The organism is Micromonospora rifamycinica (assembly GCF_900090265.1).
GTDB lineage: Bacteria > Actinomycetota > Actinomycetes > Mycobacteriales > Micromonosporaceae > Micromonospora > Micromonospora rifamycinica.
In genome coordinates this window covers 6399948-6422867 of the sequence record NZ_LT607752.1, presented here as the reverse complement: position 1 = coordinate 6422867, position 22920 = coordinate 6399948, and the positions used below count along the sequence as shown (strand labels likewise).

The 22920-nt window shown below is 71.9% G+C and carries 17 protein-coding genes; 5 read left to right on the top strand and 12 right to left on the bottom strand.

Annotated elements, in window-relative coordinates; all coding sequences use genetic code 11:
- Nucleotides 1-256: 256 nt before the first annotated feature.
- Nucleotides 257-622, bottom strand: a complete 366-nt coding sequence (locus tag GA0070623_RS27275) for a YciI family protein (protein WP_067303965.1) — start codon at nucleotides 620-622, stop codon at nucleotides 257-259.
- A 268-nt stretch (nucleotides 623-890) separates the two neighbouring features.
- Between GA0070623_RS27275 and GA0070623_RS27270 the strand changes: the two genes are divergently transcribed.
- Both GA0070623_RS27270 and GA0070623_RS27265 read left to right on the top strand, forming a co-directional pair.
- Nucleotides 891-3014, top strand: coding sequence for a PP2C family protein-serine/threonine phosphatase (locus tag GA0070623_RS27270; RefSeq protein WP_067303962.1), 2124 nt, complete (start codon nucleotides 891-893; stop codon nucleotides 3012-3014).
- 116 nt (nucleotides 3015-3130) lie between these two features.
- A complete protein-coding gene (locus tag GA0070623_RS27265) occupies nucleotides 3131-3997 on the top strand; it encodes an aldo/keto reductase (protein WP_067303959.1) in 867 nt (288 codons plus the stop codon).
- A gap of 429 nt (nucleotides 3998-4426) precedes the next feature.
- Here GA0070623_RS27265 and GA0070623_RS27260 read toward each other — a convergent pair whose 3' ends face one another.
- The 3 genes from GA0070623_RS27260 to GA0070623_RS27250 all read right to left on the bottom strand — a co-directional run bounded on the left by GA0070623_RS27260 (nucleotide 4427) and on the right by GA0070623_RS27250 (nucleotide 8553).
- Nucleotides 4427-4894, bottom strand: coding sequence for an effector-associated constant component EACC1 (locus GA0070623_RS27260; protein WP_067315441.1), 468 nt, complete (start codon nucleotides 4892-4894; stop codon nucleotides 4427-4429).
- A gap of 50 nt (nucleotides 4895-4944) precedes the next feature.
- Nucleotides 4945-7206 (bottom strand): M48 family metalloprotease, encoded by a 2262-nt coding sequence (locus tag GA0070623_RS27255; protein WP_231932872.1) that lies wholly within the window; start codon nucleotides 7204-7206, stop codon nucleotides 4945-4947.
- A gap of 333 nt (nucleotides 7207-7539) precedes the next feature.
- A complete protein-coding gene (locus GA0070623_RS27250; protein ID WP_231932566.1) occupies nucleotides 7540-8553 on the bottom strand; it encodes a LysR family transcriptional regulator in 1014 nt (337 codons plus the stop codon).
- 124 nt (nucleotides 8554-8677) lie between these two features.
- On the opposite strand from GA0070623_RS27250, the gene GA0070623_RS27245 reads away from it, so the two are divergent.
- Nucleotides 8678-9628, top strand: coding sequence for an FAD-dependent oxidoreductase (locus GA0070623_RS27245; RefSeq protein WP_067315448.1), 951 nt, complete (start codon nucleotides 8678-8680; stop codon nucleotides 9626-9628).
- Nucleotides 9629-9728: 100 nt separating this feature from the next.
- On the opposite strand, the gene GA0070623_RS27240 is transcribed toward GA0070623_RS27245, so the two are convergent.
- Nucleotides 9729-11225 (bottom strand): DUF3237 family protein, encoded by a 1497-nt coding sequence (locus GA0070623_RS27240; RefSeq protein ID WP_084261657.1) that lies wholly within the window; start codon nucleotides 11223-11225, stop codon nucleotides 9729-9731.
- 187 nt (nucleotides 11226-11412) lie between these two features.
- On the opposite strand from GA0070623_RS27240, the gene GA0070623_RS27235 reads away from it, so the two are divergent.
- On the top strand, nucleotides 11413-13923 hold the full coding sequence (locus GA0070623_RS27235; protein WP_089004198.1) for a tetratricopeptide repeat protein: 2511 nt from the start codon (nucleotides 11413-11415) through the stop codon (nucleotides 13921-13923).
- 27 nt (nucleotides 13924-13950) lie between these two features.
- Here GA0070623_RS27235 and GA0070623_RS27230 read toward each other — a convergent pair whose 3' ends face one another.
- Entirely contained in the window at nucleotides 13951-14265 is a 315-nt protein-coding gene (locus tag GA0070623_RS27230; protein ID WP_067312596.1) for a hypothetical protein, read from the bottom strand.
- 267 nt (nucleotides 14266-14532) lie between these two features.
- Between GA0070623_RS27230 and GA0070623_RS27220 the strand changes: the two genes are divergently transcribed.
- Nucleotides 14533-14748: a helix-turn-helix transcriptional regulator gene (locus tag GA0070623_RS27220; RefSeq protein WP_231932565.1), complete on the top strand. Its 216-nt coding sequence runs from the start codon at nucleotides 14533-14535 to the stop codon at nucleotides 14746-14748.
- Between the two features lie 205 nt (nucleotides 14749-14953).
- Here the strand turns inward: GA0070623_RS27220 and GA0070623_RS27215 are convergent, their stop codons facing one another.
- From GA0070623_RS27215 to GA0070623_RS27190, 6 genes are all read right to left on the bottom strand, one after another.
- The gene (locus tag GA0070623_RS27215; protein WP_067312598.1) at nucleotides 14954-15289 is read right to left on the bottom strand and encodes a DUF6204 family protein; all 336 of its coding nucleotides are present in this window, start codon (nucleotides 15287-15289) and stop codon (nucleotides 14954-14956) included.
- A 277-nt stretch (nucleotides 15290-15566) separates the two neighbouring features.
- On the bottom strand, nucleotides 15567-15872 hold the full coding sequence (locus GA0070623_RS27210) for a helix-turn-helix domain-containing protein (RefSeq protein ID WP_067312617.1): 306 nt from the start codon (nucleotides 15870-15872) through the stop codon (nucleotides 15567-15569).
- 20 nt (nucleotides 15873-15892) lie between these two features.
- Complete coding sequence (locus tag GA0070623_RS27205; RefSeq protein ID WP_197700016.1) at nucleotides 15893-17383, bottom strand: type I restriction-modification system subunit M; 1491 nt, start codon at nucleotides 17381-17383, stop codon at nucleotides 15893-15895.
- A gap of 5 nt (nucleotides 17384-17388) precedes the next feature.
- Nucleotides 17389-18816, bottom strand: coding sequence for a restriction endonuclease subunit S (locus GA0070623_RS27200; RefSeq protein WP_084261486.1), 1428 nt, complete (start codon nucleotides 18814-18816; stop codon nucleotides 17389-17391).
- Entirely contained in the window at nucleotides 18813-22250 is a 3438-nt protein-coding gene (locus GA0070623_RS27195; RefSeq protein ID WP_197700015.1) for a DEAD/DEAH box helicase family protein, read from the bottom strand. Before GA0070623_RS27195 ends, GA0070623_RS27200 begins: the two co-directional genes overlap by 4 nt.
- A 204-nt stretch (nucleotides 22251-22454) precedes the next feature.
- A complete protein-coding gene (locus GA0070623_RS27190; protein ID WP_067312621.1) occupies nucleotides 22455-22883 on the bottom strand; it encodes a hypothetical protein in 429 nt (142 codons plus the stop codon).
- Nucleotides 22884-22920 lie beyond the last annotated feature (37 nt).

The following is a 22920-nucleotide window of genomic DNA, read 5'->3' as shown; positions in this document are numbered from 1 at the left end:
CTAGTCTCTCCTCCGGGTCGACCTGCTGGCCGACCCCTTGCGGACTGAGGAACAGGGGTCCGACGACGCGCGGGGTGGGCGCGTGGCCGGCGGGACACGGGCCACGCCGGGGCCGTCGGAGCGGCGCGGGCATCGGCGACCGCGCGCCGGGAATCGTACCGCCCGGGGGCCATCGTCGTCCGCGCGCTCCCGGGCGCGGCCGCCCCGACACCGGCCCGATCGGCGGCCACCGCCCGACACAGGCCCGCACGGACCGCTAACTGTCGGTCTTGACCAGCGGGAACTCCAGCGAGCCTGCCGGGCACAGGAAGGTCAGCACGTCGACGGTGTAGAGCCCGGCCTGTACCGCCGGGTCGGCCTCCATCACGCTGCGTACGTCGTCGACCGAACCGGTGCGGGCCAGGCCGATGCCGATCGGCGGGGCGGGCTCCCGGGCCGGACCGTCGATCGACCCGGCCACCAGCACCAGGCCCCGCCGTTGCAGCGCCCGCATGTGCGCGGTGTGTTCGGCCTGGAGCCGCTGCACGGTCTCCGGCGGCAGCACCCGACCGGCCGGACCGGGATAGAGCACGATGCACTCGTACGTGTCGAGCGCGAAGTCCAGCTGCGGCGTACCCGTCATGGCTCCCCCTGCGCGTCGGCGCCCCACCGCGCCGGTCGTCGACCCGCCCGGGGCGACGTGGCGGCGTCGGACCCGCCGCGCTGCCGCGGACCGCCGTGCTCCCCCGGACCGCCGTGCTCCCCCGGACCCGGCCAGCGTCCCACGAGCCGGCCGCCCCCGGCGGGTGGTCGGGGCAACTGCCCGGGGATCGACCAGCGTGGGCGTCGGCGGACGCTGGTACGGTCCGGTTGATGGGGAAGGGCTCGATCCGCCGAGCGGAGGTCCCGACATGACTCGCTCCGCCACCGTCGACCCCCGGCCGCCGGACGACACCCGCTGGCGGGAACTCCTCTCCTGTGGCGGTCGGGCCGGCCGGCGAATCGTCGGGCACGACTGGGCGGCCACCCCGCTCGGGCCGTTGGACTCCTGGCCGCAGAGCCTGCGCACCGCCCTGACCATCTGCCTGCACACCCCGACCCCGGCGGCGGTCTGGTGGGGTCCGGAACTCGTGCTGCTGCCCAACGACGGGTACCTGGCGCTGTTCGACCCGGCCGGGCGGGAGTCGCCGGGGCGGCCGGGCACGGCGGTCTGGCCGGACGCCGTACCCGCGCTGACCGAGGTGCTGACCGCCGCCCGGGTCACCTGCCGGCACGAACGTGACGTCGACGCCGGTACGGGTCGACGCCGGCTGGTCTGCTCGTCGGGGCCGATCGTCGACGCGCTCGGCCGCCCCGGCGGGGTCTTCACCACGGTCACCGACACCCCGGCGGCCGACGTACCCGCGCAGCGGGCCGGCGACCGGCGGCGGGCGCTGCGGCAGGCCGAGGGGCTGGCCCGGCTCGCCGGGGCGCTCAGCGCCGCCGGGAACCGGGCGGCGGTGACGGAAGTGGTCACCACGGTCACCCCGGCGCTGGTCGGCGCGGCCCAGGTCCGGGTCGCGGTGGCCACGGCGGGCGCGCTGGACCTGACGGTGGTCGGTGGCGACGGGCCGTCCCGGCTGGCGGTCGCCGACGACGAGCCGCTGGCCCGGGTGGTCCGCGAGGAGACGCCCGTGCCGCTGCCCGACGGGGTCTGCCTGCCGCTGCGGGACGGCGGCGGGGCGGTGCTCGGCGCGCTCGAGGTGCGGTGGTCCGGGCCGGTCGCCGACGAGGAGGCCCGTCGTACCCTGCTCGACGCGGTGGCGGGGTTGTGCAGCCAGGCGTTGCGGCGGGCCGAGCTGACCGGTTCGGCGCGGGCGATGGCGGAGTTCGCCGCCCGGCTCAGCGTCACCCGGTCGACCGCCGAGGCGATCGAGGTGATCCTGGACGCCGCGCCGATGGCGCTCGGCGCGGCCCTGCCCGGCCTGGCGATGCGGGACGAGGGCCGGCGGCTGCGGCTGTGGCACGGTGAGCTGCCGAGCGGGCTGGTCGCCACCTTCGACGACCTGACCATCGACGATCCGCGGCCGATCGCCCGCGCGCTGCGCACCGGTGAGCGGATCATCCTGCGCAACCGGGCCGAGTTCGCCGCCCGCCATCCCGGCCTGCCAGACCCGGCCGGGGAGTACGGCATGGTGACCACGGTGGCGTTGCCGTTGCTGGACGCCTCCCGGCGGCCCATCGCCGCGCTGGGCTTCGGCTGGCCCCGGGAACGGCCGCTGCACGACGACGACCTGGCGTTGCTGGACACCATCGCCGACCTGTGCGAGCAGACCCTGGAACGGGTCCGACTGGCCGCCGCCGAGCACAACCTGGTGACCCGGTTGGCGGGTCGGCTGCGGGCCTCGGACACGGTCGGCTCCCCCGGCCTGGAGCTGGCCACCCGCTACCAGCCGGCGATGAGCGGCCTGCACCTGGGCGGGGACTGGTACGACCTGGTGGACCTCGACGAGGGCCGGCTGGGCGTGGTGGTCGGCGACGTGGTGGGTCACCAGGTCGAGGCGGCGGCCGACATGGCCCAGCTCCGGACGGTGGTGAACACCCTGATCCGGTCCGGGGTGCCGCTGGCCGAGGTGTTCCCCCGGCTGACCGGCCTGCTCGGGGCCGGGTTCCTCGGCACCTGCCTGGCGATGGTCGTCGACCCGGTCGCCGGGGTGGCGCAGGTCGCCCGGGTGGGGCACCCCCATCCGGTGCTGCTGCGGCCGGGGCAGCCGCCGGAGACGGTCTGGACGGGGCACTCGCTGCCGCTGGGGCTGGTCCGCGACCCGGTGCCGGTGACCACCGTGGCGTTCGGCCCGGGTGACCTGCTGGTGGCGTACACCGACGGGCTGGTGGAGCGGCGCGACCAGGCGTACGAGACCGGGGTGGCGGCGTTGCACGAGGTGATCGTGCCGGTGCGCGACCAGCCGGTGGAGGTCATCGCGGACACCATCCTGAGCAAGCTCTCCGGCTCCGACGACGACCAGGCGTTGGTGGTCATCCGGCACGCGGGGTGAGGTGTCGGTGCCCACATCGGTCCCGTGGGTGTTCCCGACGGCGATCTTCGGGAAAGCCAGGGAAGCGGTGGCTAGATTTGCCGCTGACGACAACGCACAGGATCGGGGTAAGACTCATGGGTTCCAGCGCACAGCCCGCGAAGGCGTCCGGCACCTACCGGATCGGGGGCGACCTCCAGGTGGACCGGCTCGGCTACGGGGCCATGCAGATCACCGGGCCGGGGGTATGGGGTGACCCGAAGGACCCGGCCGAGGCGGTCCGGGTGCTGCGCCGGGCGTACGAGCTGGGGGTCACGTTCATCGACACCGCCGACTCGTACGGGCCGTTCGTCTCGGAGCTGCTGATCAGGGAGGCGCTGCACCCGTACGCCGACGACCTGGTCATCGCGACGAAGGCCGGCCTGACCCGCTCCGGGCCGGGCGACTGGCGGCCGGTGGGGCGGCCGGAGTACCTGCGCCAGCAGTGCGAACTGAGCCTGCGGCACCTGGGGCTGGAGTCGATCGGCCTCTACCAGCTGCACCGGATCGACGCGAAGGTGCCGCTGGCCGACCAGCTCGGCGAGCTGGCCCTGCTCCAGCAGGAGGGCAAGATCCGGCACATCGGGCTCTCCGAGGTGACCGTCGAGCAGATCGAGGCGGCCCGGCGGATCACCCCGATCGTGTCGGTGCAGAACCTCTACAACCTTGCCGACCGTAGCGCCGAGGACGTCCTGGAGTACTGCGAGCGCAACGACCTGGCGTTCATCCCGTGGTTCCCGATCGCCACCGGCAACCTGGCCAAGCCGGGCGGCCCGCTGGACGCCATCGCCACCGACCACGAGGCGACGCCCGCCCAGCTCGCGCTCGCCTGGCTGCTGCGCCGTTCGCCGGTCATGCTCCCCATCCCGGGTACGTCCTCGGTCGGTCACCTGGAGGAGAACGTGGCCGCCGCGCAGGTCCAGCTCACCGACGCGGAGTACGAGGCGCTGGCCAAGGCCGCCTGACCCGACGCGGCGGGCGGCCGACGGCACGTGTCGCGCCAGCGGTTCGTGTCGGCGCATCGCGCCGGCGGTTCGTGTCGGCGCATCGCGCCGGCGGTTCGTGTCGGCGCATCGCGCCGGCGGTTCGTGTCGGCGTGTCGCGCCAGCGGTTCGCCCGGCGGTTCGTGCCGGCGTGTCGCGCCGGACTACCATTTGCCGAGCGACCCTCATGCCTGTCAGGCATATTTATGCCTGACAGGCATGAGAACTCTTTTGGTAAGACATCCCCGGCCCAGGTTCACGGCACGCGACCACCGCATCGCCGCCTCCGCTCGGATCGTGACGTCGGTGAGCGCCTGACGGACCACCGGGTGTGTGCCGCCGTCGAACACCAGGCCGAGGTCGCCGCCCACGCGCAGCAGGGACGACGGCCCCGGCCGTGCCCCCGCCGCCTCACCGGTCGGCGGCGTCCCCCGCCTGTCCCTGTCGGTCCAGCGCCCGCTGCGCCCGGTCGGACTCCAACGCCCGCTGCGCCCCGTCCGAGTCCAACGCCCGCCGCGCCCGGTCCGGGTCCAGCGCCCGCTGCGCCTGGTCCAGCAGCTTCGTCGGGTCGGTCCGACCGCTGACCTGTAGCTCCACCTCGGAGTCGCCGACCTGCAACCGGATGCTCACCTCGGTACGCTGCTGGTCCACCCAGCTCTGCACCAGGTTGAACAGTCCGGGCAGCAGCCCCTGGGCGACCACCGCGATGATCACCGCGTCGCTGAAGCCGGCCCGACCGTCACCCCGCCCCGCGTCACGTACCACGGCGCGGTACCTCGGGTCACGGTGCAGCCAGGTCAGCAGCGGCGTCCGCTGCGGGCCGGCGGCGCGCGGGGCCAGCACCAGCCGGGCCGGCGCGTCGGAGCGGGGGGCGGTCATCTCGGTCTCCGTTTCGGTGGTCGCCTGCGGGGTGGTCCTCGCCGGACGGCTCAGTCGTCGCCGGGCTGGAAGGTCAGCTTGCCGTCGACCACCGACAGCACGCCGCTGACCCCGAACCTCTCGTTCTCGGTGAACGGGGTCGTCCCGAAGTAGCCGACGGTGCTGCCGGTCGCCCGCGCCGACCCCTGCGCCTCGTAGGCGGTGGAGACCCGGGCGGTGGTCGGGCCGGTCAGGGTCAGCTCGATCGTCGGGTACTCGGTGATCTTCCAGGAGATCTTCTTCACCGTCGTACCGCCGGTGTAGTAGCGCAGCGGGCAGCCCGGCGGCGCGGCCACCGCCTGGGCCGCGCAGGCGTCCAGGTAGGACCGCACGCTCTGCTCCGCCGCCGCCTGCGCTTCGGGTCGCAGCGTGGGCGTCAGCTCCGCGCCGCTCACGCTCTGCTGCCCGGGTACGACGTAGACCTCCCGCGAAGCCGTCTCGCTGAGCACGGTGCTCTCCCCCGCCACCGTGTACGCCCCGGGCAGCAGCGGCACCGCCACCTGCTCGTCACCGGTGGGTGCGGGCACCCCGTTGACGGTCAGCGGGGCCGGGCCGCCGGGCAGGCTCAGGGTCGCCGGGGCGGCGTCGATCCGCCAGCGGTGGAACAGCCCGAGCACGGCCGAGTCGTCGCGGCGCAACGGCAGTTCGGCGGTGAGCTTCTGCCCGCCGAGGGTGTACGCGACAGTGGCGACCGCCTCGTCGCCGTCGCGCTCCACAGCGGTCACGGACACCGCGGCGGGAGGCTGGTAGCCCTTGGCCGACACCATCCGGGCGAGCTGCCCGCCGTCGCCCACCACGGCCCGCGCCTCGGGGGTGAGCAGGGCGAGCGCGTCCTCGCCGTCGTGGTCGTCGAGGGCCTCGAAGTAGTCGCTCACGACCGCCTGCGGGCGGAAGAACGCCCACTGGGCCGCCGTCAACCCACCGCCCAGGCAGCTCACCAGCACCAGCGCCCCGACCAGCAGCAGCGCCCGGCGGGAGCCGATCGCCGTCGTCGTCGGAGCGCCGAACAGCCCGTCGAGGCCGCGCGCGGTGGCCGCCGGGTCGGTGGCCGGGTCCGGGGCGGGCCGGTCCAGCCGGTCCAGGCGCAGCTCGGACGGCGGGTGGGTGGCGCAGACCGCCTCGTCCCAACCGCTGCGGCCGGTCTCGAAGGAGCGCCGTCGCTCCAGCATGGCGCGCATCCCCTCCCGGTGCCCGGCGAGCACCGCACCGGCGTCGGCCCGGTACTCGGCGGCCCGCACGTCGCGGCGGTGGCAGGGCAGCACGAGGTAGCGCATGGTGAGCAGCACCGGCCAGAAGAACAGGAACACCACGAAGTCGGTGGCCGGGTGCGGGAAGCGGCGCATCAGCCAGGCCGGCAGCGCGTGCACCAGTACCAGCGGCAGGCCGACGCCCCGGATGAACGCGCTGGTCACCTCGTCGCCCGTCCGCCAGTGCACGAGTTCGTGGCTGAGCAGCGCGGCGATCTCCTCGTCGGTGCAGTCCAGCACGGCGGTGCTCACCACCACGTGCCGGGCGTACGCGCGGGCGTTGGTGAGCACCGGGTCGTCCTCGATCAGCAGCCGGGGTTCACCGGGCAGGCCGAGCCGGGCCGCGCAGTCGGTCAGCAGCGGACGCAACCGTTCCGCCTCGCGGCGACTGAGCGGACGCGCGCCGGAGACACCCAGCAGCCACGGTTCCAGCAGCACCCGCCCGACGGTGTAGAGCACCCCCACCAGGCCGGCGGCCACCACCATTCCGGCCAGCCCGGTGAACAGGTTCGCCGGCTCGTCGAAGGCGTTGCGCCAGGGCAGCACCAGCACGACCAGGAAACCGGCGAGCGCGCCCACCACGAATCCGGCGAATCCGCCGACCACCCCGCCGGAGCGCGTCACGAAGGCGTCCAGCAGCGGCCCGACCAGCGGCGCGTCCCGCAGCAGCTCGGGCACCGCCTCCTCGGACTGGGTGCCCCCGGCGATCAGCCCGTAGAGGCCGAGGGCGAGGCCGCACCAGACCGCCGACACCAGCGCCAACGGCACGTACAGCCAGGTGGCCAGGAACGAGCCGAGCACCCCCCGCCAGTCACGCACGATGCCGGCCCGCAGCCAGACCAGGGCGCTGGGATAGCCGGGCGGCCGATAGGCGAACCGGTCACCGGCGTCGTCGGCGGGCGACGCGGTGGGTGGCGCGGCGGGCGATGCGGTGGGTGGCGCGGCGGCCGGCGCGGCCGGGGTCTCGGTCCGGGTTTGCGCCGGGGCGGGATCGGCCCCGCTGCTGAACTGCGGGGCGCTGTCCATGTCGGACACGTCGGGGCTCCTCGACTACAGCGTCTCCTGCCGATCGGCAGGACGATTCCGGGGACACGGCGAAACGACCCATGAACAGGGTGGGACGATTCCACGAACACGGTGGTCCGTCACGGCCGTGGGAGGCAGCACATTACTCGTTGCGAATGCGGCCGGCGATTCACATTCGCCCGCTCGACCGGCGTGCCGGCCCATTGTCGGATATCCGTCCGAGCGCGCCGGTGCCCACCGGATCCGACAACGGCGAGCCGGCGGATCAGACAGCGGCAAGGAGCACGGCGACGCGGCGGGGCAGCGAGCGGTGAGGACCGGCTAGTCGGCGGATCAGAGGGCGGCGAGGAGCGCGGCGAGTCGGCGGACCGCGGGGTTGGCGGTGTCGGTCCGCCAGGCGAGGGCCACGTCGACGGTCGGCACCGGGGCGGTGAAGCGCCGCAGGCGTACCCCCGGCACCTTCAGGGCGCGGGCCCGGCCGGCGGGCACGGCCGCGACCACGTCGCCGTCGGCCACCGCGCGCAGCAACTGCTCGTCGTCGGGTTCCTGCCGGACCAGGTGGAAGCCGCCGTCGGGCCAGACCTGGGCGATGGTGCGGTCGAACATGCCGGGGCCGTTCTCCCGGGGCCACATCACCGCGGGCAGGTCGACCACCTCGGCCCGGCGCACCCGGCCGCGACCGGCCGCGAGCGGATGCCCCGCCGGCACCGCGAACAACAGCTCCTCCCGGTCGACGGTACGGCAGGTCAGGCCCGCCTCCGGCAACGGCGGGCGGACGAAGGCGACGTCGAGCCGGCCGGTGAGCAGTCCGGTCACGTTCGGTGCCGTCCAGCCGGTCTCGGGGACCACCTCCACCTCGGGATGGGCCGCCCGGAACCGGGCCACCAGCGCGTCGACCCGACCGCCCCGGGCCGACCGGGTGTACGCCAGCCGCAGCCGGCCGCCGCGCCCACCGACCAGGTCGCGGATCCGGGCGGTCGCGGCGTCCACCTCGGCGAGCAGCCGACGGGCCTCCCCGGCCACCTGCGCACCCACCCCGGTCAGCGTGCAGCCGTGGCTGTCGCGGTGCAGCAGGGTCACCCCGAGCTGCCGTTCGAGGGCGCGGATCTGCTGGCTGAGCGCCGGTTGGGCGATCCGCAGCCGGGCGGCGGCCCGGGTGAAGTGCAACTCCTCGGCGAGTACCACGAAGTACCGCCACCGGCGCAGGTCCCCGCCGTCGGGTGCCGGCTGCCGCCCGGCCGGGCCGCCCGGCGGCCGACCATGCGCCGGCATGTCCCGATCCGGCCGGTCCCGCTCCGGCCAGGCCCGCTCCGGCCGGGCCGGGCCGCCGGTCGGTGAGGTCCCCATCCCGGTAACGATAAGTGCGGCTTATCGCCGGCCGCCGGTTCTGTCTTGGACCGGACCGTCGGCCCGGCGAGACGATCCAGGTCCGGCCGCCCGGCCCGGGGCGGCACCGACGGGGAGGTCGACGATGGATACACAGGTCTTGGTGGTCGGGGGCGGGATCATCGGGTTGACGGCGGCGGTGCGGCTGCGGGAGCGGGGTGCCCGGGTGACCCTGCTGACGGCCGACCCGCCCGACGACACGGTGTCGGCGGTGGCTGCCGCCGTCTGGTATCCCAGCCACACCGAAGCCGATCCCCGGGTGCTGCGCTGGGCCGTCGAGACCCACGCGGAGCTGAGCTGGCAGGCCGCCACCGGGGTGCCGGGGGTGGTGGCCCGGCCGACCCGGATGCTGCTGCGCCGGCCGGGGGGCGGCCCGCCGTGGTGGGCGGCGGCCACCGGTGACCTGGTCACCGGCCCGGGTTCCGGGCCGTACGCGACGGAGCTGCGGTTCACCGCGCCAACCGTGGAGATGCCGCCCTACCTGCGCTGGCTGCGGGACCGGTTCACCGCCGCCGGCGGGGTGGTGAGGACCGGCCGGCTGGACCGGCTCGACGACGGTTTCGCCCTCGCCCCCACCGTGGTCAACGCCACCGGCCTGGCCGCCGGCCGGCTCGCCGACGATCCGGCCGTGCACCCGGTACGCGGGCACCTGGTGCTGGTGGCGAACCCCGGCCTGACCACCTCGGTACGCGACGAGGAGAACCCGGCCGGCATCACCTACGTGCACCCGCGCCGGCACGACGTGGTGCTCGGCGGCACCTTCGAGCCTGGCGAGTGGGACACCGGCCCGGATCCGGCCACCTCGGCGGCGATCCGGGACCGGTGCGTGGCGCTGGTGCCGGAGCTGGCCGATGCTCCGGTGCTCGGGGTGCGGGTGGGGCTGCGCCCGGCCCGGCACGGTGGGCCGAGGGTGGCGGTGCAGGCCGGTTCGACGCCGGGACGGCGGCTGGTGCACGCGTACGGTCACGGGGGCGCGGGGGTGACCCTGGCCTGGGGTTGCGCGGACGAGGTGGCCCGGCTGGCGCTGGACGGCTGACCGGCCGGGCGGGGTGCGACCCGGCCCCGCCCCACCAGGTGGGGACCGTGGGGCGGGGCCGGGTGCCGGGGCGGAGGACGGTCCACCGCCCTCCCCCACGTCACCGGCGTTCGTAGAAGGTGATGCTCACGCCGCCCGGGGCGGAACCCGGGTCGGAACTCAGCCAGCTGTTGGCGTTGAGGAAGGCGTACGGGCCGGCGGCGCGGGCCTCGAAGGTCGGCACCAGCCGACCGAACGCCCCGCAGTTGCGGACCAGGATCAGCTCCCGGTCGTTGGTGGACAGCACGTACCGGGCGTCCAGCGTGCTGGTCGCGCCGATGAGCTGGTAGTCCGCGCCACCGGGCAGGACGGTGCCGGTCACCCGGCCGGTCACGGTGCCGCCGGTGATGGGGATGATGTTGCGGGTGCCGCGCTTGCTGGCCCCGACCGAGACGCTGGCCCCGAGGGTGACGGTCTCGGTGAACACCGCCGCGCCCCGGCTGCCGCTGCCGGTCAGGCAGTCCCACGGCTGGTTGGCCGTACCGGCCGGGTCGCGTAGCTGCACGCGCGGGTCGGCCGGGGACACCCCGGCGACGTCGTAGACGGCCAGGCTCAGGGTGTTCGTCGCGGTGTCGACCGTCCGGGTGCCGACGTAGGTGCCGGTGTTCAACCAGGCGTACGCGCTGGAGTTCGGGGCCTCGAAGTCGGGCACGATCCGCACGGTGGCGTCGCCGGCCGGCGCGACCCCGCAGGTGCGCAGGTAGATCGGGGTGCCGTCGGTGGTGCGCAGGATGGCGACCTGTTCCAGTTCGGTCGCGCCGGTGCCGAGGGTGAGTTCGAGGTCGAGGCCGCCGGTGAGGATGGTGCCGTTGATCCGGTCCCCGGTGACCGTGCCGCCCCGGATGTCGAGGATCCGGCGGTGGCCGTACTGGGTGACGCCGACGTCGCGGATCGCGCCGAGTTGGGCGGTGGCCCGGAACACCAGCCGGCCGCGCGTGGGCGGCACGAGGCCGGTGGACCGGCCGCAGGTCCAGGACGGGTCGGGCACGATGGTCGCCTCCGCGCCGCTCGGGGTGGTGCTCGGGGTAGGTGGCGGTGGGGTGGTGGGTGCCGGTGTGGTCGGTGCCGGGGTCGTCGGGGTGGGCGGCGGCGTGGTGGGGGGCGGGGTGCCCGGGGTGGGTGTGGTCGGTGTCGTGGGCGTCGTGCTGCCGGTGCAGGGGGTGCCGTTGAACGCGAAGTCGGTCGGTGCCGGGTTGCTGACGTTGTTCCACGAGCCGTTGAAGCCGAACGAGGTGCTCGCCCCGGTGCCGAGCGCGGCGTTCCAGGTGGTGTTGCCGACGGTGACCCGGCCGCCGTTCTGGCTGGCGGTGCCGTTCCAGTACTGGGTGATCTGCTGCCCGGCGGTGAACGACCAGGTGAGCTGCCAACCGTTGATCGGGTCGCCGAGGTTGGTGACCGCGACGTTGGCCCCGAAGCCGCCGCTCCACTGGCTGGTGACGGTGTAGGTCACCCGGCAGCCGGTGGCGGCGGAGGCCGAGCTGGCGACCCCGACCACGCCGACCAGGGTGGTGGCGGCGAGTGCTCCCGCGAGCAGGGACCGCCGGTGTACGAGCCTCATCTGGTCCTCCCGGAGCGGCAGCGCCACGCCTTGCACGCACGGTTATGTTTCATCGAGTGTCCCGATCGGACAAACTTCTGTCAATCGATGCTTCTCGATTCTTGATATCGACCTGGCGGCGGACCAACCCCGACACCCGTGAAGATCGTTTCGTGTCCTGTTGGTGACCCTCGGTAGGGTGTCGCGCATGGACCGGGGTGCCTGGCGGCGGCATGCGTGGTGGGTGGGCATCCCGGGCGTGGTCGCCGGGTTCGGCGCGTGGGCGGCCGTCGCCGACGACAAGACCGGATGGACCGTCGTCTCCGCTGCCGCCGCCGGGGTGGTCGGGGGCTTCGGGCCGACGGTGGCCGACCGGCTGGCGGCGAAGCGGGAGGCCCGGCGGCGCGGCGAGGACGCGCTGCGCGGCGTGACGTCGGCCGAGCTGCCGGAGTCGGTGGCCTGGCTGCTGCACCCGAGCCGGGAGGTGGTCGACTTCCTCGGTCGCGGCTGGGTGCTGCGCCAGTTGGAGTCCTGGGCAGCCGACCCCGGCGCGGTGGCGGTACGGCTGCTGACCGGCGCGGGCGGGGTGGGCAAGACCCGGTTGGCCCGGGAGTACGCCGGCCGGCTGCCCGGTTGGCGGTGCGAGTGGATCCACGCCGGGGCCGAGGAGCAGACGGCCACCCTCATCGCCTCGGGCGGCGTACCGTCGCGGTTGCTCGTGGTGGTCGACTACGCCGAGACGCGGGACCGGGCCGGGGTGGCGGCGCTGGTCTGCGCGGCGCAGCGGGCCACCGGGGTACGGGTACGCGTGCTGCTCATCGCCCGGGGTGCCGGGCTGTGGTGGGAGACGCTGTCGGCGGCGTACCCGCAGCAGGCGCAGTTGCTCGACGCGGTGACCGGCCGGTCGCAGGTGGTGGAGCTGCCGGCCCGGATCGAGGAGAGCGAACCCGGCGAGATCGTCGCCCTCGCGGCGCGGGACTTCGCCGCCCACCTCGGGCGACCGGTGCCGGCGGTCGAGCCCTGCGACCGCCCGGCGGACACACCGGTGCTGCGCCTGCACGCCGAGGCGCTGCTGACCGTCCTGGACGGGAAACCCCGGCACGGCCGGTACGACGTGCTGACCGAGGTGTTGGGGCACGAGGCCCGCTACTGGCGGTTCGCGGCCCGCCGTGCGGGCCTGCTGACCGCCGACGACCCGGCGTCGGACGCGCTGCTGCGGCAGGTGGTCGGGGTAGCGGCGCTGCTCGGCGCGGACGGACCGGACGAGGTCGCCGGCCTAATCCGGCGGGTTCCCGCGCTGGTGGCCGCCGAGCCGGAGCGGGTGGACCGGTACGCGGCGTGGCTGGCCGACCTGTATCCGGCCGCCGACGGTACCGGGCTCGGCGTGGTGCAGCCCGACCTGCTGGCGGAGGCGCTGGCGGTACGGGTGCTGCGGGACTACCCGGCCGCCGACCGGGCGCGGGTGTTCACCGGCCTGACGGGGGCGCAGGCGGTACGGGCGCTGACGGTGCTCGGCCGGGCGAGGACGCACCAGGCCGACGCGGCGACGCTGATCGAGGTGGCGCTGGGGGTGGACGTGCCCCGGATGGTCGAGGCGGTGATCCGGGTCGGGGTGCAGTTCCCGGGGGTGTTCACGCCGGGCGCGGTGCGGCTGCTGGCGGATGCGGACATCGATCTCGGATGGGCGCGGCGGGTCGCCGACCTCGTGCCCCATCCGACGACGGAGTTGGGGCGGCTGGCAGTGACGCTGACGACCCGCATCGTCACTGGTTTCACCCCGGACACCCCGCCCGACGTTCAGGCGTTGTGGATGGACGAGCACGCGATACGGCTGGCCGAAGTCGGACGACGAACCGAAGCCCTCACCACCGGCCAGGAAGCCGTCAACCTCTACCAAGAACTCACCACCGCCGACCGCGACGCCCACCTCCCCGACCTCGCCATGTCGCTCAACAACCACGCGCTCCGACTCGCCGAAGCCGGACGACACACCGACGCACTCACCACCAGCCACGAAGCCCTCAGCCTCCGACGCGAACTCACCACCGCCGACCGCGACGCCTACCTCCCCGACCTCGCCATGTCGCTCAACAACCACGCGGTCCGACTCGCCGAAGCCGGACGACACACCGACGCACTCACCACCAGCCACGAAGCCGTCAACCTCTACCAAGAACTCACCACCACCAACCGCGACACCCACCTCCCCAACCTCGCCATGTCACTCAACAACCACGCCCTCCGACTCGCCGAAGCCGGACGACACACCGACGCACTCACCACCAGCCACGAAGCCGTCAACCTCTACCAAGAACTCACCACCACCAACCGCGACACCCACCTCCCCGACCTCGCCACATCGCTCAACAACCACGCGCTCCGACTCACCGAAGCCGGACGACACACCGACGCACTCACCACCAGCAACGAAGCCGTCAACCTCCGACGCGAACTCACCACCACCAACCGCGACACCCACCTCCCCGACCTAGCGATATCACTGTGGAGCGTCGGATACGTCGGGCTCATGGTTGGCAGCGTGACCGAAGAGATCATTGCCTTGACCGCCGAGGGTGTCCGCTACTTCGACGAACTCGCGGCGGCGGAACCGGCGGCCTTCGAGAAACGCCGTCAGGCGGCCAGACGCACCCTTGACGAGTTGCGCCGTGCGGCTGCCGGAACCGAGGTGAACGAACCGCTCCCCGCTGCGGAGGGATGATCACGGCAGCTCGTCGACGGCTCCCTGTCACCGCGGGCGGGGCGGTCGGGTCGACGGGACGCGCCGGGAGGTGGCGGTGCGGGAGGCGGGGACGGGCCGGCGGGTCGGGGCGGCTTTCGGGGTGGGCTCGGGTGGCAGGAGTTCGGCGGGTTGGACGTAGATCAGCCGGCGAGCCACCGCGTCGCCCTTGGCGTTGATCTGGTAACCGTCGAGCCAGGCCCAACCGTCGTACGTGATCCACTCGGTGCGGACCCGGATCAGCCGGAACAGGATCGGCTTGACGAACTGCGGGCTCGCCGTGCGCGTCACGTACACCAGCACCCCGGCCCGTAGCGTGATCATCGCGGCCCGTCCTGGCTCGGCCAGTGCCGTTGGTTGATCGGTATGCGGTGCCGGTAGCGGCAGGGCAGCTCGTTTCCGCACCGGCAGACGAACCGCCACCGCCGCCACGACCACGCCGGCCGGTGCCGCCGCGCCAACGTCATTGCCGTGGCGAGGAGATACTCGTGGTAGGACACCCGTCGTGACATACCGACACGGTCCCTGGTGGAGGTTTAGTCAGCTGGCAATAGCCGATCGGAAAGTCAGCGAATCACTACGCTTGGCAACATGAGTCGTGACCCGGTGCTGCTGATGGGTCCGTACGAGATCGCCCAGCGGATGGGTGTCTCGCGGCAGCGGTTCCAGCAGCTCACCCGGCATCCCACCTTCCCGCGCCCCTACCAGGAGCTACGCGGCATGAAGGTGTGGCTGGCCGTGGACGTCGAAGAGTGGATCACCAAGCACCGGCCCCCACGCCCCACCGAGGACGACACCCCGGAGTAACCGCCCGCCCTGCTGGAGCGCGTACGAGACGCGCACCTCTGCCACCCCCGGCGGTCGGCAATCTGCTCCTGGGTGGGGTCGCCGGAGCCCACACCGACAACCAGCCCAGGTTTGTGGAGACTTGTTGCGCCCAGGGCGACAACAACTCTCCACGAAGGAGACAGCAGCTCGCCGCGTGGCGACGCCGTTGAGGGCTGGCCGGCCGTTACGAGCGTGCACGGTGGCGGATCTTGATGTCGTCGAGGTCGGTGGAGACCGACGTGAGGTCCCGGTGGCCGGCACCGAGCTCCGCGACGGCGGTGGCGGCCAGCGCTTCCGCCCTACCGATCACCACCGATTCCGCCTCCTCCCGAGTGGCCGGGACCAGGCAGCGGAAGGTGAACCCGAGCAGGGAGCGCTCATAGGTCACGGTGCCTTCTTCGGTGAACTTCGCCTGGAAAACATCGTGCTCGTCCGCCCTGGCGAGCAGCGCGGCACGCTGCACGTCATCGAGCGGCGCGAACCTGCCGCGCACGATGACCTGATAGGTCTTTTCGGCCATCTTGGGACCTCCGGCTCCAGCTGGACGACGACATCGAAACGGCGGGCTGGCGGCAACCGGAAGGAAGCCGGGCAGGTCACGGCTACCACAGGCCGACCACAAGGCGCGACGGCGACCCTACCCGAAGGGCCACCGGAACACCCGGGCTTTTCCAGCAGTACGCCCCAGCGGAAATGACACCCCGCAGTAACCGGCGCACGACAGCACAGCACACGTTCGATCGTGGCTGATACGAGCGATATGGCGGAAGCCGGTCGGACCTACCGAGCAGTGAGGGCTATGCGATGGCGGCAATGTCCCCGTCGTCGAAGTAGATCGCCTGATGGAGGCGACCGCCGAGCGCAGCGGCATAGCGGGCGAGGACGTCCTGTCCGGAGACCCTACCCTGCTCGATCTGGGACACGCGCCCCTTGGTGACACCCATGCGGTCGGCGACCTGCTGTTGCGTCAGGCTGCGGGCACGACGCACCTCGGCGAGGCGGTGCCCGACCACCTCGGCGAGCAACTCCCGCTTGCCGGCCTCGACAGCTCCTTCACCCCCGGCCCGTTCCACATGCTCGGCACGGATGTCGTTCCATCGCATGTAGTTGATGCTATACACGGTCAGTCGGTGTCGACCCGGGAGGCTGTCGCGCCGAGGGCTTCGGCGATGGCGGCGAACTCGCGTAGGGCCGCCTGGAGGTCCTCGACGATCTCCTGGGCGATCACCTCGGGTGGCAGCAGCGCGTCGGCGTCCTCCAGGGAGGCGTCCTTGAGCCAGGTGATGTCCAGGTTCACCTTGTCGCGGGCGATCAACTCGTCGTACGGGAAGGGGCGGAAACGTTCGGTCTCCACCCGCTCGGCGCGGTCCTTGCCGGGCAGGTAGCAGTCGACGAAGTCCTGGAGGTGTTCCCGGCGCAGTGGGTTCTGCTTGAGCGTGAAGTGCTGGTTGGTGCGGAAGTCGTACACCCAGAGGTTCTGGGTCCAGGGTTCCTCGCGGGCACGCTTACGCTCGAAGAACAGCACGTTGGCCTTGACGCCACCGGCGTAGAAGATGCCGGTGGGCAGGCGCAGCATGGTGTGCAGGTCGTACTGCTTGAGCAGCCGGCGGCGGATGGTCTCCCCCGCGCCGCCCTCGAACAGCACGTTGTCGGGCAGGACGACCGCCGCCCGGCCGTCGATCTCCAGCAGCGCGGCGATGTGCTGGACGAAGTTGAGCTGTTTGTTGGCGGTGGTGGCCCAGAAGTCGTTGCGTTCGATCTCGCGTTCCTCGCGGGAGGACCGGCCGTCCTCCCCCACCATCCGGATCGACGAGCTGCGCCCGAACGGCGGGTTCGCCAGCACCAGGCTGACCCGCTGGTCAGGCTCCCGGCCGAGGGCGTCGCGCACGGCGATCAGCGACGGGCCGTTGGGGGTGCCGATCCCGTGCAGCAGCATGTTCATCGCCGCCAGCCGGGCGGTGCCGTCGACCAGCTCGGTGCCGGTGATCGCACCGCCAGCGAGCCGTCGCCGCTGGTCGGGGGTGAGGGTGCTGCCGTGGTGACGCTGGATGTGGTCATAGGCGGCGAGCAGGAATCCGCCGGTGCCGCAGGCCGGGTCGGTGATCGTGTCGTCGGGGGTGGGCAGCATGCAGTCGACCATCGCGGCGGTCAACGCACGCGGGGTGAAGTACTGCCCCGCGCCGGATTTCGCGTCCTCCGCGCCCTTGGCCAGCAACTCCTCGTAGGCGTCGCCCTTGACGTCGACCCCGGTGCCCGACCATTCCTGCTTGTCGATCAGGTCGACGATCAGTCGCTTGAGCTTCGCCGGGTCCTGGATCTTGTTCTGCGCCTTGCGGAAGATCGTCCCCAGGGTGCCGCCCTCCCGGGCCAACCCGGTGAGGATGTGCCGGTACTGCACCTCCAGGTCGTCGCCCTCGGCGTCCAGCAGGGTCTGCCAGCTCAGCTCGGCGGGCACGATCTGCTCCGGCCGGAACGTCCGCCTGGCCCGCTCGTCGGCCATCTTGAGAAACAGCAGATAGGTCAACTGCTCCACATAATCGATCGTCGACACGCCGTCGTCGCGCAGCACGTCACAGTAGTTCCAGAGCTTCTGCACCAGACGGCGCGAATCCACAGTGCTCACAGTGGCAAGGTCTCCTGCTGATAGTCGTCGCCGGTCACCCTGGTCGGCGGTGCCGCCAACTCCTTCGGGGTACGCCGGGAGCGCGTCCGCTGCGTCGGGATGGTGGCCGCCCGCTCGGCCCTGATCCGGGCGAGCAGTTCGGCGGCCGGCTCGTCGTCCGGGTCCTGCGGCACGAGTCGCCCCGCAAACGCCTCCGCGAGCAGCGACGCCCGCAGCCGGTTCGCCTTTTCGCGGGCCGAGGTCACCGCCCGCTCCATGCCATCGAGCAAGGAGAGGTACTTCTCAGCCGACTGGACGAGGGCGTCCTGCTCGGCACGAGGCGGAATCGGCACCGGGAACTTTTTCATCTTCCCGAGGCTGATCGACGCCAGATTGACGCTTTGGAGGCCGTTCACCTCGAACCACCGACGACCGAAGCCGTTCGCGTGCCAGGCCAGCAGCTTAGGGTGCAGCACCTCATCCTTGATCCGGGCGCGGAAGACGTGGTTCTGATGGATGCACCCGGGAATCTGCCCCTCCCAGACCCACCCCCTGCCGAGCTTGTCACGGTCGCCGCCCTCGTTGAGCAACACGTCACCCGGCCGGAGGCGCAACTGCTCGGCCTTCTTCGGCGGCACCTTGATGCGGGCTACCTCCGACAGATCGAGCCGGGCACGTTGCACGTTCGCCACCCGCAGGTAGGGCACCTCCACGAACTCGGGATCGGACTGCCGCTTGCTGTCCTTGGTGACCCCACCTACGACCTCCGCGAACTCCTCCAACCGCATCCAATGCCAGGTGTCCGGGACTGCCGGCAACTCGCCATCCTGCACCCCCGCAGGCTCGGGGGGCAGCGCTCGGAACTGGGGCTCGTCACGTCCCAACGCGCCCACCCCGGCGAGCATCATCACCTGATCCCGAAAGCGATTGATCCTTCGTTGCGTGCCGACAAGCTGAGAGGAGCCCATCTCCCAGCAAGAGAGGTGACTGTCGAGGGCAGTGACGATACGCCGCTGCTCCGCGCGGGGTGGCAGCCTGACTGGAATCCGGTTCATTGCCGCCTGCGTCAGCTTGAGGCGGGTCGTTCCATTGGCATAGCCGCGATAGTCGAACGAGTTCAGGTAGTGATGGAGGTAGCTGATTTCAAGCAACTCCCTTGGACGCAAAACGTGGGCGTGGTTGTTCACCCATGCCGGACCTGAAATCCGGTATGCCTTGTCTTTGTGAGGATCAAAGAACTGCACACCGTCTTCGCCGAGCAGCACCAAATCTTCGTCAAAGATTGCAGAGTCGATAGATCCTACTTGTCCGGCTGCCCCGTAGTAAGGCACCGAACCAGACCGTTCCACGCGTTCCTTGGCGCTGACCGGGATCCGATGACTATCGAGGACGTCGACAAGCTCACCCAGCGGCGCGACAATCCAACCCGGAGAAAGGTCGGTCACGCGGACAGCTCCTGGTTGAGTTCGGTGAGGAGGGGTTCGGCGCGGTTGCCGAAGGCACCCGCGTACCCGTCGATGCCGCCGCGTTCGGTGAAGGGTGCCCCTTCCAGGTCGTCGGGGGTGATCTCCACACTGACCGCTATCACGTCCCTGATCCTCTCCAGCCACCACACCTGATCGGCAGTGAAGGTAGCGCCCGCCTGTTCCTGCCGCAGCAGCCACCCACGGAAACGCTCCTCTGTGGCCGTACGAAATGGACGTAGTTCCTGGTCCAGGCCCAGTTCGTAGCGGATGAGGGCGACCAGGTCGGTGACCCCGCGCGACCCGGCCTGCTCGGCGGTGCGGCCGAGCAGCACGTACGCCTGCCACAGCGAATCCGGGGTCCACGCCTGCGGGGGCCGGGCGATCCGGGCCGCCAGCTCCTTGAGCTGGTCGTAGCTGACCCGACCCTTGCCCTCGTAGAACACCTGCAACGCGGTGATCTCGTCGCGGTGTTGTTCCAGGTAGTCGTGCCAGCTCCGCACGGTCACCTGGGCGCGTTCGGCGGCGGGCACCCCGGCCGCCGACACCAGCTTGTCGACGTTGACCTCGTCGATGGTGATGTCATGGGCGCGGCGGATCTCCAGGATGCGGTCGCGGAGCTGCGGGTTCGCGGCGAGCGGGCGCAGTGCGCCGGCCAGCAGGTCGCGGACGGCGTCCGGCCCGGCCTGGGTGGCGGGGTTGAGCTGCTCGGGAGCCACCGCGTCGACCAGGCCCCGGACGATGCCGGTGAGCGGCTGCCCGCCCAGCTCCGCCAGCTCGGCGCGTTCGTCGTCGGTGAGTTGCCGGTCGAGGCGCGACAACCGGGACGCCAGGGTGGCCACCTCGTTGACGTCGGCGGTCAGCGTGCCGGCCTTGCGCAGCAGGTCACGCAGCGAGATCTGCTGTTCGGTGTGCCGTTGCAGCGGCACCGCCTCGTCCAGGTCGGCCTCGGTCACCCCCACCGCGTCGACGATGACGAAGCGGTCCTTCACCCTCGCGTCAGGCGTGACGGACTGGAAGTCGGCCGGGTCGATGGTGCGCGCCCCACGCCCCTTCATCTGCTCGAAGTAGGTGGCGCTGCGCACCGGCCTGAGGAAGAACACACACTCCAGCGGGCGTACGTCGGTGCCGGTGGCGATCATGTCGACGGTGACCGCGACCCGCATCTCCGGGCTGTTGCGGAACGCCTGGATGAGGGTGTCGGGGTTGTCGCCGTCCCGTCGGGAGGAATAGGTGATCTTCCTGGCGAACTCGTTGCCGCGCCCGAACACCTCCCGGACCATGGCGACGATCTCCTCGGCGTGGTTGTCGTCGCACGCGAAGATCAGCGTCTTGGGCACCGTGGAACGGCCGGGGAAGATCTCGGTGAACAGCCGCTCGCGGAAGGTATCCAGCACCAGCCTGAGCTGCCCCTTGGAGATCACGGACCGGCCGACCTGGCGGCCCGCGTACGTGAAGTCGTCCTCCAGCTCCTGGTAGCGCTCGGCCCGGGTGCGGCGGTCGCGCAGCGGCACGACGGTGCCGGCCTCGATCCTCTGCCCGCCCTCGGTGATCTCGGTCCTGATCCGGTAGACGTCGAAGTTGACGTTCACCCCGTCGGCGACCGCCTGCTCGTAGGTGTATTCCGAGACGAGGTTCTGCTGGAAGAAGCCGAGGGTCTGCTTCACCGGGGTCGCGGTCAGCCCCACCACGAAGGCGTCGAAGTACTCGATGACCGCCCGCCACTTGCCGTAGATCGACCGGTGACACTCGTCCACCACGATCAGGTCGAACGTCTCCGGCGGCAGCTGCGGGTTGTAACCGACCTCGGCCGGCTCGTCGAGGTCGTAGCTGTCGAAGGCCCGGTCGTCGAGGTCGACGTCGGGCAGTTCGGTGCCGCGCAACGCCCCGTACAGGCGCTGGATCGTCGAGATCACCACGGTGGACGAGTCGAGCAGGCCGGCACCGGAGAGCCGGTCCACCGTGTACAGCTCGGTGAACTTCCGCCCGTCGTCGGGGGTCTGGTAGCCGGCGTACTCGCGCAGGGTCTGCTTGCCGAGGTTGTTGCGGTCGACCAGGAACAGGATGCGGCGGGCACGGGCGTGCTTGAGCAGCCGGTAGCTGCTGGTGACCGCGGTGAAGGTCTTGCCCGCCCCGGTGGCCATCTGGATCAACGCCCGGGGCCGGGCATCCGCCAGCGAGCGTTCCAGACCCTCGACCGCGTCGATCTGCGCCGGGCGCAGGCCCAGCCGGTCCAGCGCCGGCATCCGGCGCAGCCGGGCGCGCAGCGTCGGCGCGGCCGGCTCGTCGTCCGCCTCCCGCATCCACCGGGCGAGCGTCTCCGGCCGGTGGAACGCGAACACCTCCCGGGTACGCGGAAACGGGTCGAGCCGGTTGACGAACGCGGTCTCGGTGCCGGTGGCCACGTACCCGAAGGGCAGCGCCGCCTCCCGCCGCCAGGCGCTGAGCCGCTGTTCCGCGGTCAACCCGTCGAGGTAGCGGTCGAGCTGCGCCTCCACCCCGCGCGGGGCGGTGCCCTCCCGCTTGGCCTCGATCACCCCGACCAGGCGTTGGTCGACGTAGAGCAGGTAGTCGGCCCGGCCCGTCGCCAGGGTCACCTCGCGCACCGCGACGCCGCTGCCCGCGAAGAGGTTGAGCTGGCTCTCGTCCTGGACCTGCCACCCGGCGGCGGTGAGCTGACGGTCGATCTCGATCCGGGTCTGCACCTCGTTCAGTGGCTCGTGGGAGGCGCGGCGGGCGCGGGCGATGAACTCCTCGCGTTTACCGGCGGACACCCGGCGTGGCTGGGCGCTGTCGAACGCCTGCTGCGCCGCCTGGGCAGCCGGCTCCAGGCTCGCCACCAGCGCGGCAGTCTCCCCGCGTCGGGCATCGGCGGCCCGCACCGCCGCGTCGGCGTCACGCACCGCATCGGCCTGCGCCTGCGCCAGCGACGGCTTACCCGCCAGCAACAGCTTGGCGTCGGCCAGCTCCCGCTTGTAGCGGTCGATCTCGGCCTGAAGGCTCGCCGCGATGGACGCGGGAACCTGCGCCGCCGGCGGGCTCGGCGGCACGAACCCCCTCGGCGTACGGTCGTCGGTCAACGCGCGGTGGTACCACAACCCCAACTCGAAGCAGGTACGCAGCAGCACCAACGCCTCGCGGACCTCGCTGAAGTGCTCGTGCGCCGCCTCGTTGCCGACGTTACGCAACCGCTCGAACGCGGCGTGGACATGCTGCACGAGGGTGCCGTCGGCGTTGAGCGCCTGGACCTGGTGGACGAACCTGCCACTGACCGCCTTGGCGTTGGTACGTCGTACCAGGTCCTTGGCCAGCACTTCACCGAAGCTGCGCGTCTTGAGCATCGCCGCCTGGGCATCGACATAGACCAGCGATTCGGCACCCGCGCCGTACCAGACCAGCAGCGGGTGGTTCGTCAAGAACCCGAAATTGGCAGACTGCTCCGCCAGGCGGCGTACCTGTCGAGGATCCACGACTCTCCACGTCCATATGCGACGGTGAACACGTCAGGATATGAATGCGAATCCCTCTGCGGGTAGCCGCACGTTATCGGGTTTCCGACACCATGCATCTCCGTCGATCGCGAGCGAGCCTGCCGCTGGAACTACCGCCGCGCTCGACCCTCAGCCGGTGGTGACCACCGATGCGGCGACGACACGTGCGGCGTCCGCGCCGAACCGCTCCACATCCACCAGTACGTCGACCGCCAGGCCCGGCTCCACCAGCCAGAACGCCTCACCGTCACCGACGAACCCGGCCCCCTGACCGTGGTCGAACCCGGTCAGCGGCCAGTCGACGGGATCGCGCTCGTGGTATTCGGCCAGGTAGTCGCGCAGCTCCGCCAGGCCGGCCAGCCGGTCCCCCCGCAGCACGTGCACCCGCAGGTCCACCTGGTAACCGTCCTCGACCGCACGTTCCCACACCCGGGTGGCGAAGGTGACGTCCTCCCACTCGGACGCGAAGTCCGACACCATGTCGCCCGCCGCGGCCGGCACCCACCCGACGTGGAACCCGTCCAGCTCGCCACCGTCGCGCCCACCCGGGCCGGTCATCGCCACCACACCATCTCCTCCACCCTGTCCGGTCGGT